This is a genomic window from Klebsiella sp. (genome assembly GCF_027492335.1).
GTDB classification, from domain to species: domain Bacteria; phylum Pseudomonadota; class Gammaproteobacteria; order Enterobacterales; family Enterobacteriaceae; genus Klebsiella; species Klebsiella huaxiensis.
The window spans coordinates 1-14,407 of record NZ_JAPUEW010000070.1 but is presented as its reverse complement, the minus strand read 5'-3'; the positions used below and the strand labels follow the sequence as shown (position 1 = coordinate 14,407).

The window sequence follows — 14,407 nt, the reverse complement described above, 5'->3', positions numbered from 1 at the left end:
CGCCTGATTTGAGGACGCAAAATATGCCAACACATACCCGCATTAGGATGTTTAACACCAAAGAGACTTACCCGAATCAGACGCTCAACAACGATCTGTGCCAGGCGGTTCGCGCAGGCAATACCGTTTACGTTCGTGGCCAGGTCGGAACCGATTTTGACGGCAACCTGATGGGTCTTGGCGACCCGCGCGCTCAGGCGGAGCAGGCGATGAAAAACGTTAAGCAACTGCTGGAAGAGGCCGGAAGCGATCTGACGCATATCGTCAAAACGACGACCTACCTTATCGACCCGCGCTATCGCGAGCCGGTGTATCAGGAAGTGGGTAAATGGCTGAAAGGCGTGTTTCCGATTTCGACCGGCGTGGTGGTGTCGGCTCTCGCGCAGCCGCAGTGGCTGATGGAAATTGATGTCACGGCGGTGATACCTGATGACTGGAATGAACAGGGGGCGTTATGACCATTTCTATTTCCGCCTTGTGCCCGGAGTCAGGTCAGCTAGGGATCGCGATTAGCTCGTCGAGCATTGCCGTCGGCGCTCGCTGCCCGTGGCTGCTACCTGGCGTTGGCGCGGTAGCCAGCCAGAATATTACGCTGCCCGCGCTTGGGCCGCAGATCCTTGCCGGACTGGAAGCGGGGCTCCCCCCGGAGCAGGCCCTGAAGCAGGCGCTGGGCGAAGACCGGTTTAGTGATTATCGCCAGGTGGTGGTGATCGACGCCAGCGGCGAAAGCGCCGTTTTCAGCGGTGAGCATACGCTGGGTATCTGGCAGGTGGTGCAGGGAGAGAACTGCGTGGCGGCGGGAAATATGCTCGCCAACCCGCAGGTCATTATCGCTATGACGGCGGCGTTCGAAGGTGCTACCGGTGAACTGGCCAGCCGTTTGATTACGGCTCTGCAGGCGGGAATTGACGCGGGCGGCGAAGCGGGGCCGGAGCACTCGGCGGCGCTGAAAGTGGTGGAAGATTACGCCTGGCCAGTCGTTGATTTACGCGTGGACTGGGCGGAGGAGGACCCTGTGACGGCGCTGGAAGCCTTGTGGCTGGCCTATGAGCCGCAAATGGAAGCGTACATCACCCGCGCGCTGGACCCGCGTGAAGCGCCGACCTACGGGGTGCCAGGCGATGAGTAATCGCCTACGGGAGATCCTCGGAGAGCTGTTGGCGTTTGATACCACCAGCCGCGAGTCGAATCTGGCACTGATTGCCTGGGTCGCCGACTTTTTACACGCGCGCGGCATAACATCACAGCTGTTTTATGATGACGAAGGGCGCAAAGCGAACTTGTATGCCCGAATCGGCCCGTCGGGTCCCGGCGGCGTGATGCTCTCCGGCCATACCGACGTGGTGCCAGTTGATGGCCAGGCGTGGACCGTGCCGCCGTTTGCGCTGACCGAACGCGACGAGCGCTATTACGGTCGCGGCAGCGCGGATATGAAAGGGTTTATCGCCTGCGTGCTGGCATCGCTGGAGGCGTTTCTTATCGCGCCGCTGCGAATGCCACTGCATCTGGCGTTTTCTTATGATGAGGAGGTCGGCTGTCTGGGCGTGCGTAGCCTGGTGGATTTTCTCCGCGCGTCGGCTGAGAAACCGGCGCTGTGCATTATCGGCGAGCCGACAGAAATGGGTCCGGTCTATGGGCACAAAGGCAAACTCGCCATGCGCTGCTGCGTGGAAGGGCACGCCTGTCACTCAGCTTACGCTCCGCAAGGGGTTAATGCGATCAGCTATGCGGCGAAGCTGATTAACCAGCTGGATACGCTGGGTGAAAGCTTCGCGCAGCAACAGGACAGCCGGTTTTCCCCGCCATCGGGCACGCTGCAGGTGGGAACCCTCCACGGCGGCGCGGCGCTGAATATCGTCCCGCAATCCTGTTGGTTTGATTTTGAAATCCGCTATTTGCCCGGCACCCGACCACAGTCGGTGACAGACGCCCTGGGCGATTATGCCCGCGAGCAGCTTCTCCCGGCGATGCGCAAGGTGGCGCAGAGTTGCGATATCCGTTTCCAGCAGCTGAGTCACTATCCGGGACTGTTGAGCGACCCGCAGTCGGACTTTGCCCGCTGGCTGGCGCAGTGGTGCGGCAACGACAGTTTCACAACAGTTGCCTACGGTACCGAAGGCGGCCTGTTTGATGAGGCGGGCATTGCGACGCTCATTTGCGGGCCGGGCAGCATGGAGCAGGGCCATAAGGCGGACGAGTATATCAGCATCTCCCAGACGGAACGCTGTATGGCGATGTTGAAAAACCTTTGCGCGTGGATGCGCGCCGATACACCCGATTCTCTCACCTGATTTATCAACACAGGATGGCGACTATGCAAAACCAGCACTCCCCGCGTATTGATCAACAGACCATCGACCGCTGGCAGGCGGATGGCGTGGTGCTACTCAAGGGCGTATTTACGCCGTGGATCGAGAGACTGTCAGGCGGCGTCGCTGCTCTGATGGCAAACCCCAGTGAGTATGGCCATGCGCGAACGGTGATCCCAAAGGATGGTTCCGCGCCATTTTTTCAGGACTACTGCAACTGGGCGCGGATCCCGGAATTTACGGATTTTGTGTTTCAGTCTCCGGCGGCGGAAATCGCCGCGGCGCTGATGGGCTCACAGACGGCGAAGTTTTTCCACGAACACACGCTAGTGAAACAGCCTGGCGGCAGTACCGTTACGCCGTGGCATCACGATCAGCCCTATTACTGCGTGGAAGGGCGGCAGAACGTGAGCTTATGGATCCCACTGGATCCGGTGGCGGAGGAGATTTCGCTGCGCTGCATTCGCGGTTCACATCTGTGGGATGACGAATTCAGCCCAACGCGGTTTAACGGTTCAAAGCTCTACGCACACACGCGCTTTAAAGAGCTGCCGGATATTGATGCCCATGAGGAGGATTATGACATTGTGAGCTGGGCGCTGGAGCCGGGCGATGCGGTGGCGTTTCATTTTCGTACGCTGCATGGGGCAAAGGGGAATTCAACCGCGCGTTCGCGCCGGGTTTTTTCCGCTCGGTGGGTGGGGGACGATGCCACTTTCGCCGATCGCGGCGGGGTGACATCGCCGCCGTTTCCAGGCCTTAAGCTGCGCGACGGCGAGCCGCTGGTCGCCGATGAGTTTCCGCAGGTATGGCCACGGTAACGATGATAAGGCTGGCGGCGCTTCGCTTGAACTGGCCTACAGAAAACGGTTTGTATGCCGGGTAAGGTGCTAGCCGCCACCCGGCAAAATGTGAGTACCATAGCTAAAGCAGGTTTGCCATCAGCCTCAATCCACGCCAGGTGTGGATTTTAGAGCGCGCGTAAGGGCTGGGGTTAGCGTTCACGCCTTGCCATCAACAGCGCCAGGTCGACGAGGCGGTTTGAGAATCCCCATTCATTGTCGTACCACGCCAGAATTTTGACCATATTGCCGCCAATCACCAGCGTTGACAGACCGTCGATAATGGAAGAACGCGGGTCACCCTGATAGTCGCTTGAGACGAGCGGTTCATCGCTATAGCCGAGGATCCCTTTCAGCGGTCCCGTCGCGGCGGCGTTACGAAACGCATTATTGACCTCTTCTGCTGTCACATCTCGCTCAAGCGTGACGGTCAGGTCGACAATAGACACCACCGGAACGGGGACGCGCAGCGAGTAACCGGTTAAGCGGCCATCCAACTCAGGGATGACTTTGCCCAGCGCCTTTGCGGCACCGCTGGAGTAAGGCACTATCGACAGCGCCGCGGCGCGAGCACCACGCAGGTCTTTTTCCGGCTGGTCGTGCAGCGCCTGGCTGTTAGTGTAAGCGTGGGTGGTGTTCATCAGACCATGCTTAATACCAAAATGCTGGTGCAGAACCTGCGCGGCAGGCGCCAGACCATTGGTGGTACAGCTCCCGTTGCTGACGACATAGTGTTTATCCGGGGAGTAGAGCCCATCGTTAACGCCCATCACGATGGTTAAGTCGTCGTTTTTACCGGGAGCGGAGATAATCACTCGTTTTGCGCCACCGCTGTGAATATGCACCGCCGCCTTATCACGGTCAGTGAAGAAGCCAGTGGCTTCAATGACAATATCGACTTCACGCTCACGCCACGGGATATTGGCCGGGTCGCGTTCGCTGAACACGGTAATGGGTTTACCGTCAACCACCAGTTGCCCCTCAATGGCGGTAACGTCGGCGTCGAGTTTTCCGAGCAGCGAGTCATATTTCAGCAGATGCGCCAGCGTTTTACTGTCTGTCAGATCGTTGATTGCCACAATCTGAATATCCGGGTTACCCAGTGCAGCACGCAGTACGTTGCGTCCGATACGGCCAAAACCGTTAATACCGACCTTTACCATGATCAACTCCTTATCTGTTGTCTCTGGAGCTAATGTAGGCTGGCCACTGATTGGCGTAAATGACAAAAAAGGATCACTTTACGCCATTTTACGGCAGTGAAAGCGCTGGCGATATTCACCAGGTGTGAGGTGGAGCTGTTTTTCAAACAGCCGCCGCAGGTTAATGCTGCTGCCAAATCCCGTTTGTTCGGCGATACGCTCCAGCGTCTCGTTAGTTTGCTCCAGACGCTGCCGGGCAGCGGCGAGACGGGCTTCGGCGACGTAGCGCGCTGGCGAAGCGCCGGTTTCACGGGTAAACACGCGGGTGAAATTTCGCGGACTCATGGCCACTTTTTCCGCCAGTTTGTCCACGCTAAGGTCGGCGGTGAGGTTCTCAAGCAACCAGGCCAGCAGATCGTTAATAGGGCCCAGGGTGCTGGTTTGCTGAAGGTTGTAGCGGCTAAATTGCAGCTGGCCTCCGGGGCGGCGCAGGTACATGACGAAGTCCTGGGCGATGTCGCGAGCCAGGCTGAAGCCGTAGTCCTCTTCAACCAGCGCTAGCGTCAGGTCAAAGCCGGAGCTGACCCCGCCTGAGGTCCAGATGTGTTCGTCCTGAATGTAGAGCGGACCGCCTTCGACGCGCACCTGAGGATATTCTGCCTGAATGGTTTCCAGTAGCTTCCAGTGGGTGGTGGCGCGTCTACCGTCCAGCAGTCCGGTTTGCGCCAGCAGCATCGCGCCGCCGCAAATGGAGGCAATGCGGCGGGCATGGGGAGCGGCAAGGCGCAGCCAGTCAACCACCGCAATCCCCTCCTGCGGATTTTGACCTCTGCCGGTGATAATGATGGTATCGAGAGGCTCGCGCGGGTCTATCTCATGCAGACGATGATCGGCCAGTAGATTTAAACCGGACTGACCATGGATTACCTGATGCGGCTGGGTTGTCGCTAGCTGGACCTGGTAACAGACGTTTGTAGCGCCTTCCGGGTGCAGGCGGTTGGCCTGCATCAGAATGTCGGCAATACCGGCGGATTCAAACAACATGCCGCCATCGGGGACAATAATGAGTATTTTCTTCATGTCCTGAAAAGTAATCTTTTTACAGAATAAGTCAACAGGGTATGCGTAGAGGGAAAAGATATTCCTGCTGCAGTGATCGTGTTGTCTCTTGCTGGTGCTGTGAAGATGACTGGACGAGGTTGCATGTTGATGTTTGCTTCTGGTTCAAATCGAACAGGGGGACGGTGCCGAATGTCCGCTGTGAGCGAAAAGCGGACGTCGGTAATTAGTCTCTTTAGCCAGATTACAGATGCAGCCGCTAATATATTCGGCTGCATCTGTAACTTATTCTGAGTAGCAGTGCTCCGCTGACGGGAAGCTGCCGTCTTTGACGGCGGCAATGTAACTTTTTAACGCGCCCTGAATGTCGTGCTGCCCTTTCATAAAGTTTTTGACGAATTTCGGGGCTTTGCCGGTGATGCTCAGACCGAGCATGTCGTGCAGCACTAAAACCTGTCCATCTGTATCCGGGCCAGCGCCGATGCCGATGACTGGTACGGACACCGCCTCGCTCAGCGCTCTTCCCAGCGAGGCGGGGACGGCTTCAACCAAAACCATTGCCGCGCCGGCTTCTTCAAGCTTTTTCGCTGTGTCGATCAGTGCGGCCGCCTGATGGCTTTCACGTCCCTGCACTTTAAAACCGCCAAAGATGTTAACCGACTGAGGGGTGAGTCCAATATGGGTGCAAACCGGTATACCGTTACGCGTCAACTGACGCACTGTGTCGCACAGCCACTCTCCACCTTCAATCTTAACCATCTGCGCACCAGCCTGCATTAACTGTGCGGAGCTGTGCAGTGCCTGCTCAGGCGAGGAGCTGGTCATGAATGAAAGGTCGGCTATGATGAAGCCGCCATTGTTTCCGCGCTTAACGCAGGCCGTGTGATAAACCATATCTTCAAGCCTGACCGGCAGGGTGCTGTCATGGCCCTGCAGGATCATTCCCAGCGTATCGCCGATAAGAAGCATCTCAACGCCTGCCGTGCTCAGCTCGTGTGCAAACGTGGCGTCGTAGCAGGTGAGCATGGTGATTTTCTCGCCGCGCTGCTTGAGGTTTTTCAGATGTGTCAGTGTGACTGATGACATGGTGTTCTCTGCTAATTAGTTACGTTAATGAAGAATGTTGCGGGGGCGATAATACCAGCTTTCGCAACGCTAATTGTATTGCTCGGTTTCCAAGGCATCATAAAGCCCGGGGCTGACGTTTCCCTGTCGTCGAGTGTATTTATAAAGTTCCTGCTGCATGATGCGTTGCTATAAGCCAGTATGGTCATGCCTCAGAGAAACTGCTCTGCCAGCAGCAGGGCCGCAATAATGATCATCAGGCTGCCCGAAATCCGGCTGACATTCTGTGCGGCGCGCGCTCGCGTCCCAAGCACCGTGCCGGAGCCATACCTCACAAGCAGGTAGACCACGCCGCAGCTAATCACATGCACCAGCCCCAGCGCCATCATCTGCAGTGGAAGCGACCAGGCAGCGTGGACGTCAGTGAATTGCGGCAGTAGGGCCAGAAACAGCAGAAAAACCTTCGGATTAAACCCGCTGATGCAAAAGCCCTTGAGCGCCCATTTCAATGGCGAACCTGCATCATCATTCTGCCCCGCCGTCGGCGCTGTCGGATAGCGCAGCATGCCGAGGCCGAGCCAGAGCAGATAGGCCGCCCCGGCTACGATCAGGAGCGTCAGTACGCCCGGCGTGCCTGCAATGACTGAACCGACGCCCGCTGCCACTATGAGCGTTGCAACAAGATGGCCGCTCAGCATGCCAGCAACCGCCGACACAACCCGGCGTTGACGCTTGTGCAACGCCTCCGTCATTCGATATTTTCAAAAAGTTCTTGGCATGGAGAAAATGTTGTGTTGAGGATTTGTACAAAAAGTCGAACTTCCGCTTCTGGCACAAAGCAAAAGCGCCACCAAACACTTCATGAGCCACGGGAGTGAATCCCGGCGTCGCTTTGCTCGGCCGGGCTACGATCATCGCTAGAGTTTACCGCCCAACTTCCTCCGCTTAATCGCCGGAATATCTCCGGTATCATTCAGCGCCCCCGAGAAGGTTTCAGCCATGCTTTGACTTTTCGCTGATCATTAATTGACCATAAAAATTATGAATGTTAGCCCACTGGAGGTGAGCCTGAATGTCTCTCAAATGCCCGTTGAGGCATAACACGGATATAATCAATTTATGGAAAGATCTCTAAAGTGAAGGGAGTGAATGAGAGGAAAACTTAGGTTTCAAGTGCAGCAACTATCGTAGCTTCCATCTTCTCCGGGGTAGTGATGGGCGCAAAACGCTTGAGCGGCTTACCATCGCGTCCTATCAAAAACTTCGTGAAGTTCCACTTGATCCGTCCGCCCAGCACGCCGGGCAATTCCTCCTTCAGATAACGAAACAGCGGGTGCGTTGCCGCGCCGTTGACTTCCACTTTCTCGAACATCGGGAAGCTCACGCCGTAGTTAATGTGGCAGGTCTGCGCGATTTCATCAGCACCACCGGGCTCCTGCTTACCAAACTGATTGCAGGGAAAACCAAGCACCACCAGACCCTGAGCGGCGTACTTTTTGTAGAGCGCTTCAAGGCCAGCGTATTGTGGGGTTAAACCACACTGACTGGCGGTATTCACCACCAGAACCAGCTTGCCAGCATAGCCTGCCATGGGGATCATTTCGCCATGCAGGCTGGTGGCCGTCAGTTGATGAAAGGGAGTCATCTTGAAATCCTCACGGTAGAAGCGCTTTTGCTGGGTTATTCCCACAATTAGAGCTCGCGTGATATCTATTTGCAACATCTACGGGAAAGGGCATTAAACAGACGTCCCTTGACTCTGTTATCTCGGTGACCATTAAACCCCGAAGGAGATATCGCTCAATTTCTGCTGGATGAAATCAATAAGCGCTCTTGTTTTCGTTGGTAAGTAACGCCTGTCTGAATAGAGTGCGAACAACTGCAATGGGGCTGCCGATTGTTCAAACTCAACCTCGATTAACCGTCCATCGTTAATGTAGGGTTGGCAAGCCTGTTTCGCTAGAATGGCATAACCGACCCCGGCAACCGCAGCGCGTCCAGCCATCTCTCCGCTGTTTACCCGATAATGCCCTTTAACCTTAATGGTCTCGAATCCCCCTTTTTTATTGACGAATTGCCAGGGCGCGCCTTTCAGCGCGCTGACCGTTGTAATACAGGGTAACTCTGCAAATTGCTGGATAGAAGAAGGGGTACCATAGCGCTTAATGACGGAGGGGGCAGCAACAATGGTGCAGGGAATAGTCATCAAATGACGAGCGATGTAGTCGCTGTCATCCATCTGGCCACGGCTAATAATGATAGCCAAATCCAGATCATCGCGCAGAGATTCGAAACCTGACAAATTGGTGACACAGCTGATTTCCAGATCCGGGTATTGACAGGCGAAATCGGCCATAACGGAACCCAGCAGTGCAGGACCTATTTCATTGGGGATACAGATCCGTAATGGACCCTTGAGTTGCATTTGTCGCAACGTTAATTCGGTCTCGGTTTGCTCAAGTGCCTCCAGTAATGGCTTCGCTCGGGTATAGAGCAGGTGCCCCGCCTGGGTGAGCTTCATATGTCGGGTGCTGCGCTCAATAAGCTGAAGATTCAGTTTTTCTTCTAACTGAGAAATACAACGACTCACATTGGATGTTGGCATTTCCAGGGCCTTCGATGCCCCAACAAAACTTTCTCTTTCCACCACCGCAACGAACACTTTCAGGGTCGTAAAATCAAGGGCCGGACGCATTAACTATCCCATTTATGATAATAATATATGCCATTTCTACCATATTATAAACACAGTTGATAGCGATTAAACTCGGGTCTCTTTCATCCATAGGTTGCTCGCTATGTCACTGACCACACAGACGTTTAATCACAAAGCCCTTATGCGGATAGCCTTCGTCATGGCATTTATCCAGTTCACTAATGCGTTGGAGTATATGGCGTTAACGCCTGTTTTTGCTTTTATGGCTGACGGGTTTTCGGTGCCGGTATCTTATGCTGGCTATGTCTCGGGGATGTACACGCTGGGGGCGGTCATTTCTGGGATTACTGCGTTTTATTGCATCCATCGGTTTAATAAAAAACGCTTCTTAATCAAAAATATGCTGCTGCTGGGAGCGCTCACCTTTTTGTCCACGCTCACCACGCATTTTGACATTCTTCTGGTACTACGATTTTGCGCAGGATTAGTTGGCGGTACAACAATGGGAGTGGGGACGAGTATTTTAATTAATCATACCCCGGCAAACTTACGTGGAAAAATACTGGCGACGGTGATTGCCTCATTTTCGATGGTCAGTATCGTCGGCATGCCCGCGATATTATTTTTGTGCACACTCTATGGCTGGCATATTGCGCTGTGGTTAATCAGTTTACTTTGCCTGATCTCTTTACCGTTGATCGTTTTTATCCTCCCCAGGGATACGGCATCATCCGGCGTGAAGGCCAGGCTGGCTATTGATTATCAAACCTTACTCTTTGCCTCTTGTTCTGCGCTTGTGCAATTTAGCCCAATGCTGATCATTCCTATATTGACGCCATTAATGACGCAATATATGGGCGCACAGCAAAAGCTATTACCCTTATTATTCTTAAGCGGCGGGATTGCCGGTTATCTGTCTACAAAAATCACCGGTATTCTGGCGTCACGTTTATCTGCGTTGACGCTGGCAACCCTTTCCACGCTGTTGTTTGTCGCCAGTTTGCTGATCCCGGCGATGGGTTACCATAATGTCTTTCTATTTATCACTTTATTCCTTGGTGCCTCATATAGCCGACTGGTTTGCGCGTCGTCAGTGGCGGTTCAATATCCTGAGGATGAACAACGCGCTAATTTTTCTTCACTACAGACAGCCATGATGTTCCTGATAACCACTTTCGCCTTCTTTCTGTCTTCCTTATTACTCCCTGACCAGGAATTAACCACGCAAAATCTAAACCGGCTGTTGGTTGTCAGTGCATTCGCCGCATGTGGATTTCCTGTCATGGTCATCATGCTGCAAAAGAAACTGGATAAATCAATCCGTGGGTAACATCCGGGCTGCAGATATCAGCCAAGGCCGTCGATCCTTTGGGTGGGTTACTTCAGCTCCAGCGCGCTTATCACACGGGCAATATCCGCAATATCGCTTGCCGACAACGGCTGCAAAGGACGAGGCAGGCAATCCGTATCGGTAAGTCCAAGCACACCAGCGGCAGCGGCAATCACGCGAATACTCCCGCCATGTTTACGGAACAGCGCCCACAACGGCTCAAGGCGAGTTGACAGGGCAGTAACACGCTCATGATCCTTCGCTGCGGCTGCTTCAGTGATTTGTTTCGCCATCTCCGGGAACAGACCGCCGCAAACGGAGTACCAGACTTCACAACCGGCGTTTAATCCCAGCCCGGCATAGGCATCGCCACTAATACCGATGCTTACGCCTGGGCGCAGCTGGTGGCGTAACACATTCACCCGCTCAGCCGCTGCTGTTGGGCTATCCGGGACGCCGGGGATCTTAATTGAACGAACACCCTCCAGTGATGAGAGACGACCATGCAGTTCATCGGTAAAGGTAAAATGCGTGGTGCCCGGATTATCATAGATGCACACCGGGACAGATGCGTGCCGGGTAACGGTCTCAAAAAGTGCAAAGACTTCATCATCACGGAGTGACTGGTAGCTGACCGCCGGGAGCAACAGGGCATCCGCGCCAGCTGCCTGCGCATCATCTGCCAGGTGCAGGATAGCATCGGTACTGACTGCCCCCACGCACACCATCACGGGGATATTCCCGGCAAGCTGTTTGGCCAGCGTTGCGATACGCTTGCGTTGCTCTCGGGTCAGATACGCATAGCTGCCGGTTGAACCCAGAATGCCCATCGAATCAACACGGGCCGCCACGAGGCGGGCCACAATTTTACTGAACCCTTGTTCGTCGACGCCGCTGCCAGCGATCGGGGTTAATGGGAAGGCAGACAAACCGGTGAACATGTTGTTTCTCCTGAATGATATTACTGGCATTGCTCTTCGATGAGAGCCACCTCAAACCGCAGACCGGGCATCATTTTTTCGAGGCCGTCGGTTAGCATCTTCCCGGCTTCGTAAAGCTCCTCCAGCGGCATCTGCGGCAGACTCTCCAGAATGAACCACATTTGCTGAGCTTCCACCCCTAAACGGGTTCTGATCCCTTGTCGCCAGTTCCAGCGGCGGCAGGTCACGCCGGTATCATCGCACCAGATAACTTCGCCTGGTGAAGGATATTCAACGGTGGTTTCACCTTCTTTAACCGTATCAAAAGGCTCGGTTCCTTTTGCCACCGCCAGGTGTGGCGACCCCTGATAGGCAGCGATATTTTCTCCACCAACCGGAACGGCGTAGCGGAGACTCACGGCATTATAAAGATCAACGATGGGATCTAGCGCTGGCATCGTTCCGTCACGTAATACGCGCTTACGTAACGCATCAGCTGAGCAAGGGGTGCGTTTAGGTTTAGCTCCAAACGTTTGAAAAACTTCGGCCCATGCAGCCAGATGAGATTCCGCCCATACTGGTTCACCGCTCAGAACCGCTTCACATGCTTCTCGCAGCGCTGTTTCTCCCGTATCAGGGTTAAGTACTGGCGCAGCTTTTACGGAGATACTGAGTGCCCGAAAGCCGGGAGCAATACGATAAATTTCAGGGGCAATTGACGGGGAGACTGTTAACACGTGATAATCCTGTAATGACTAATTTATTCTATGATAATGACCGATGACCAAAAAAGTCAATTTAATGACCGACGCAAATTCTATCGTCAGCACCGTGAATGAAGCCGTCTCTCAGCGGATTAAGCTGTATCGTAAGCAAAAGAAAATTTCCCTCGATGAACTCTCTCGTCGGGCGGGCGTCAGCAAGGGAGCGCTGGTTGAGATTGAAGGATGCCGGGCGAATCCCAGCATTGCCCTGTTATGCCGCCTGGCCGCCGCGATGGGCGTTTCGGTGGCTGATTTTGTGGATGTCAGCTCCAAACCGACAGTGCATCTCATTGCTGAAGATGAGATCCCAGAATTGTGGGAAGGTGAAAAAGGCGGTAGAGCAAGGTTGCTCGCAGGATCGGGTGGCCCCGAGATGACAGAGCTCTGGATGTGGGAAATGCAGCCGGGGGAAAAATTTGCTTCGCCCGGCCATACGGAAGGGACGCTGGAGCTGTTTTATGTCCAGACGGGCGCGCTCACACTGGGTGTACAGGACCAGCTGTATCTGGTGAAGACCGGGTGTTCGGCAACAGCCAGAACGGACGTTCCTCATTTCTATGAAAATCGCGAAGAGGGCCCATTGGTTTTCATCATGACAGTACATGAGAAAGCATCCTGAGGGATGCCAGGTATGCCTGGGTTCCAATCTTTTTGGTGGTAGGACTAGATGGGGTTAGAACTACCGGCCTCATCGCACTGGCGCACCTTACGATGCCTACGTCCGGCCCACATTGAGTTGTGACAATACGCATGATGTCGTCGATGAAGTTGGTGCAGGTTTCTAATCTTTTCACTTTATTTTTATTTAAAACAATACGATACAATGCTTACCTACGCCGGGCGATACCGTTTGCTGGAAGGCTGCTCGCAGAAATGAGTGATATTTAACGATAAGGCAGTGGGTCAACGTTAAACTCTGTGATTGTGGTCTGGTGTGTCGAACCAGACATGCCGGAGATACACTGTTTGCTAATCTTATGCGGGCGGAATCATAGCCTCGGTTGACATATTGGCAATGAGTGTTATTGTTGTTGACATATTGGCAATGGATGAAAAGCGATGCACCTGATTTCAATGAAGGCAATCAGTGAGGGATGCGAAAAGTACCCACAGCACAGGAAGGACATTTTGCTGTTTGGTCGCACCATCGAAAAGGCACACTGTCCAACGCCAGAAGCATTAAGACAGTATTATCCGTCACTGGATAACTTTAAGTACCTTGATAAGCATTACGTTATTAACGTTTCAAACAACAATTTACGCGTCATTGCACTCATATTTTTTGAGAGCCAAAAGTTCTACATCCGGCATATATTTAATCATATAGAGTACGATAAATTCACAGCGCAGCACCGAACGAAGGGGAAAAAATGATGATTGCCACCGAAGCACTAAAAGCAACACAAGCCCTTGTTGCTGCCGTTCCTCTACTGGGAGATAGCCCCAGCAAAAAGGACTACAACAATGCCCTGGCGCTGGTTGAAGAATTAATGGTGGAAAACCCGTCAAGCCCACTACTGGACATTGTTTGTGCTCGCATAAGTGAGTATGAAAACCAGCAACCTGAGTTTCAGGCGCTACGCGCTGAAATGGATGCTATCCCGGCTGGGCTGGCTGTTCTGCGTACACTAATGGATCAGCACCATCTGACGATTTCTGATTTTCCAGATGAAATCGGCAGCAAATCTATGGTTTCACGTGTATTGAATGGCGAACGCCAGTTAAGCGTAAACCACATTAGAAAGCTGTCTAGCCGGTTTAATGTATCGCCCGCAGCCTTTATTTAATCTGCAATCGACAAAACCAAACCCGGCCACGACGCCGGGTTTTTTAAGTGTGCTGAGCATATCCGTTCAGGATAATGCGCTTTCTGATGGTCGCGGGTGACTCATAATGACTTATTCATTAGCGAACATTTGACGCTTTCGTCAGAAACGCTTACGTCGCTTAATCGCCGGAATCTCTCCGGTATCATTCAGCACCCCCGGAAAGGTTTTCAACCATGCTTTGACTTTTCGTTGATTGATATAGGTTGCGCTCATACCTTCAAGACAGTCCCAAAGCTCGCGGGTATTTTGCGGGGTAATCACAATACAATCTTTCATCACGCGAATTTTAACCGGCATCCCGTTAACAAATCCGGCTTGGGCCATCCACTCGCCGTACAAAGGGATCGCGCGTGCTTCAACATGGGAATAGAACTCGCAATGGGTAAAATCTGGAACGGTGTCTGAGTTGCAGACTGAGGTGAGGGTTGTTGCTATAGGGCAGCCTCCGATGAGTAGGGTGTTATTACCACCACCGGAGAGGCTAATCTCGC

General features: G+C 53.6%; 17 protein-coding genes. 8 read left to right on the top strand and 9 right to left on the bottom strand.

The features are described 5' to 3' along the window. The first annotated feature begins 23 nt into the window (after nucleotides 1-23). The 4 genes from QVF11_RS21325 to QVF11_RS21310 are packed head-to-tail and all read left to right on the top strand — an operon-like array spanning nucleotide 24 to nucleotide 3,130. On the top strand, nucleotides 24-458 hold the full coding sequence (locus tag QVF11_RS21325) for a RidA family protein (protein WP_181482436.1): 435 nt from the start codon (nucleotides 24-26) through the stop codon (nucleotides 456-458). Further along, nucleotides 455-1,129 (top strand): DUF1028 domain-containing protein, encoded by a 675-nt coding sequence (locus QVF11_RS21320; protein ID WP_112215700.1) that lies wholly within the window; start codon nucleotides 455-457, stop codon nucleotides 1,127-1,129. Before QVF11_RS21325 ends, QVF11_RS21320 begins: the two co-directional genes overlap by 4 nt. Beyond that, nucleotides 1,122-2,291 carry an acetylornithine deacetylase gene (gene argE / locus QVF11_RS21315; RefSeq protein WP_287859076.1) on the top strand — a complete coding sequence of 390 codons (1,170 nt, stop codon included), beginning with the start codon at nucleotides 1,122-1,124 and terminating at the stop codon, nucleotides 2,289-2,291. The genes QVF11_RS21320 and argE overlap by 8 nt, the downstream gene beginning before the upstream one ends. A 23-nt stretch (nucleotides 2,292-2,314) precedes the next feature. Next, a complete protein-coding gene (locus QVF11_RS21310; protein WP_142515167.1) occupies nucleotides 2,315-3,130 on the top strand; it encodes a phytanoyl-CoA dioxygenase family protein in 816 nt (271 codons plus the stop codon). Between the two features lie 173 nt (nucleotides 3,131-3,303). Here the strand turns inward: QVF11_RS21310 and gap are convergent, their stop codons facing one another. From gap to QVF11_RS21280, 6 genes are all read right to left on the bottom strand, one after another. Then, on the bottom strand, nucleotides 3,304-4,314 hold the full coding sequence (gap, locus tag QVF11_RS21305; RefSeq protein WP_287859074.1) for a type I glyceraldehyde-3-phosphate dehydrogenase: 1,011 nt from the start codon (nucleotides 4,312-4,314) through the stop codon (nucleotides 3,304-3,306). 78 nt (nucleotides 4,315-4,392) lie between these two features. Further along, complete coding sequence (locus QVF11_RS21300) at nucleotides 4,393-5,373, bottom strand: GlxA family transcriptional regulator (RefSeq protein WP_112215704.1); 981 nt, start codon at nucleotides 5,371-5,373, stop codon at nucleotides 4,393-4,395. A gap of 264 nt (nucleotides 5,374-5,637) precedes the next feature. After that, nucleotides 5,638-6,438: a 3-methyl-2-oxobutanoate hydroxymethyltransferase gene (gene panB, locus QVF11_RS21295; RefSeq protein WP_112215713.1), complete on the bottom strand. Its 801-nt coding sequence runs from the start codon at nucleotides 6,436-6,438 to the stop codon at nucleotides 5,638-5,640. A 191-nt stretch (nucleotides 6,439-6,629) separates the two neighbouring features. Further along, nucleotides 6,630-7,169: a LysE family translocator gene (locus QVF11_RS21290; protein ID WP_287859072.1), complete on the bottom strand. Its 540-nt coding sequence runs from the start codon at nucleotides 7,167-7,169 to the stop codon at nucleotides 6,630-6,632. A gap of 410 nt (nucleotides 7,170-7,579) precedes the next feature. Further along, a complete protein-coding gene (locus QVF11_RS21285) occupies nucleotides 7,580-8,062 on the bottom strand; it encodes a glutathione peroxidase (protein ID WP_112215716.1) in 483 nt (160 codons plus the stop codon). 132 nt (nucleotides 8,063-8,194) lie between these two features. Beyond that, nucleotides 8,195-9,112 (bottom strand): LysR family transcriptional regulator, encoded by a 918-nt coding sequence (locus tag QVF11_RS21280; protein ID WP_287859069.1) that lies wholly within the window; start codon nucleotides 9,110-9,112, stop codon nucleotides 8,195-8,197. Nucleotides 9,113-9,215: 103 nt separating this feature from the next. On the opposite strand from QVF11_RS21280, the gene QVF11_RS21275 reads away from it, so the two are divergent. Next, nucleotides 9,216-10,403, top strand: a complete 1,188-nt coding sequence (locus QVF11_RS21275) for an MFS transporter (protein WP_287859067.1) — start codon at nucleotides 9,216-9,218, stop codon at nucleotides 10,401-10,403. A 47-nt stretch (nucleotides 10,404-10,450) separates the two neighbouring features. Here QVF11_RS21275 and QVF11_RS21270 read toward each other — a convergent pair whose 3' ends face one another. Next, on the bottom strand, nucleotides 10,451-11,344 hold the full coding sequence (locus QVF11_RS21270; RefSeq protein ID WP_287859065.1) for a dihydrodipicolinate synthase family protein: 894 nt from the start codon (nucleotides 11,342-11,344) through the stop codon (nucleotides 10,451-10,453). 20 nt (nucleotides 11,345-11,364) lie between these two features. After that, nucleotides 11,365-12,060 (bottom strand): B3/B4 domain-containing protein, encoded by a 696-nt coding sequence (locus tag QVF11_RS21265; RefSeq protein ID WP_287859064.1) that lies wholly within the window; start codon nucleotides 12,058-12,060, stop codon nucleotides 11,365-11,367. 43 nt (nucleotides 12,061-12,103) lie between these two features. On the opposite strand from QVF11_RS21265, the gene QVF11_RS21260 reads away from it, so the two are divergent. The 3 genes from QVF11_RS21260 to QVF11_RS21250 all read left to right on the top strand — a co-directional run bounded on the left by QVF11_RS21260 (nucleotide 12,104) and on the right by QVF11_RS21250 (nucleotide 13,874). Continuing rightward, nucleotides 12,104-12,706, top strand: a complete 603-nt coding sequence (locus QVF11_RS21260) for a helix-turn-helix domain-containing protein (RefSeq protein ID WP_287859062.1) — start codon at nucleotides 12,104-12,106, stop codon at nucleotides 12,704-12,706. Nucleotides 12,707-13,146: 440 nt separating this feature from the next. Then, nucleotides 13,147-13,461, top strand: coding sequence for a type II toxin-antitoxin system HigB family toxin (locus tag QVF11_RS21255; RefSeq protein WP_142464884.1), 315 nt, complete (start codon nucleotides 13,147-13,149; stop codon nucleotides 13,459-13,461). Further along, nucleotides 13,461-13,874, top strand: a complete 414-nt coding sequence (locus tag QVF11_RS21250) for a helix-turn-helix domain-containing protein (RefSeq protein ID WP_142514326.1) — start codon at nucleotides 13,461-13,463, stop codon at nucleotides 13,872-13,874. The genes QVF11_RS21255 and QVF11_RS21250 overlap by 1 nt, the downstream gene beginning before the upstream one ends. Before the next feature lie 141 nt (nucleotides 13,875-14,015). Here the strand turns inward: QVF11_RS21250 and QVF11_RS21245 are convergent, their stop codons facing one another. After that, nucleotides 14,016-14,402: a SymE family type I addiction module toxin gene (locus QVF11_RS21245; RefSeq protein ID WP_287859111.1), complete on the bottom strand. Its 387-nt coding sequence runs from the start codon at nucleotides 14,400-14,402 to the stop codon at nucleotides 14,016-14,018. Between the last annotated feature and the right edge of the window lie 5 nt (nucleotides 14,403-14,407).

Coding starts and splice junctions, on each gene's coding strand:
- QVF11_RS21250 (WP_142514326.1), top strand. CDS start 13,461: ATGATTGCCACCGAAGCACTAAAAGCAACACAAGCCCTTGTTGCTGCC.
- QVF11_RS21280 (WP_287859069.1), bottom strand. CDS start 9,112: ATGCGTCCGGCCCTTGATTTTACGACCCTGAAAGTGTTCGTTGCGGTG.
- gap (WP_287859074.1), bottom strand. CDS start 4,314: ATGGTAAAGGTCGGTATTAACGGTTTTGGCCGTATCGGACGCAACGTA.
- QVF11_RS21290 (WP_287859072.1), bottom strand. CDS start 7,169: ATGACGGAGGCGTTGCACAAGCGTCAACGCCGGGTTGTGTCGGCGGTT.
- panB (WP_112215713.1), bottom strand. CDS start 6,438: ATGTCATCAGTCACACTGACACATCTGAAAAACCTCAAGCAGCGCGGC.
- QVF11_RS21300 (WP_112215704.1), bottom strand. CDS start 5,373: ATGAAGAAAATACTCATTATTGTCCCCGATGGCGGCATGTTGTTTGAA.
- QVF11_RS21260 (WP_287859062.1), top strand. CDS start 12,104: ATGACCAAAAAAGTCAATTTAATGACCGACGCAAATTCTATCGTCAGC.
- QVF11_RS21270 (WP_287859065.1), bottom strand. CDS start 11,344: ATGTTCACCGGTTTGTCTGCCTTCCCATTAACCCCGATCGCTGGCAGC.
- QVF11_RS21325 (WP_181482436.1), top strand. CDS start 24: ATGCCAACACATACCCGCATTAGGATGTTTAACACCAAAGAGACTTAC.
- QVF11_RS21255 (WP_142464884.1), top strand. CDS start 13,147: ATGCACCTGATTTCAATGAAGGCAATCAGTGAGGGATGCGAAAAGTAC.
- argE (WP_287859076.1), top strand. CDS start 1,122: ATGAGTAATCGCCTACGGGAGATCCTCGGAGAGCTGTTGGCGTTTGAT.
- QVF11_RS21320 (WP_112215700.1), top strand. CDS start 455: ATGACCATTTCTATTTCCGCCTTGTGCCCGGAGTCAGGTCAGCTAGGG.
- QVF11_RS21310 (WP_142515167.1), top strand. CDS start 2,315: ATGCAAAACCAGCACTCCCCGCGTATTGATCAACAGACCATCGACCGC.
- QVF11_RS21285 (WP_112215716.1), bottom strand. CDS start 8,062: ATGACTCCCTTTCATCAACTGACGGCCACCAGCCTGCATGGCGAAATG.
- QVF11_RS21275 (WP_287859067.1), top strand. CDS start 9,216: ATGTCACTGACCACACAGACGTTTAATCACAAAGCCCTTATGCGGATA.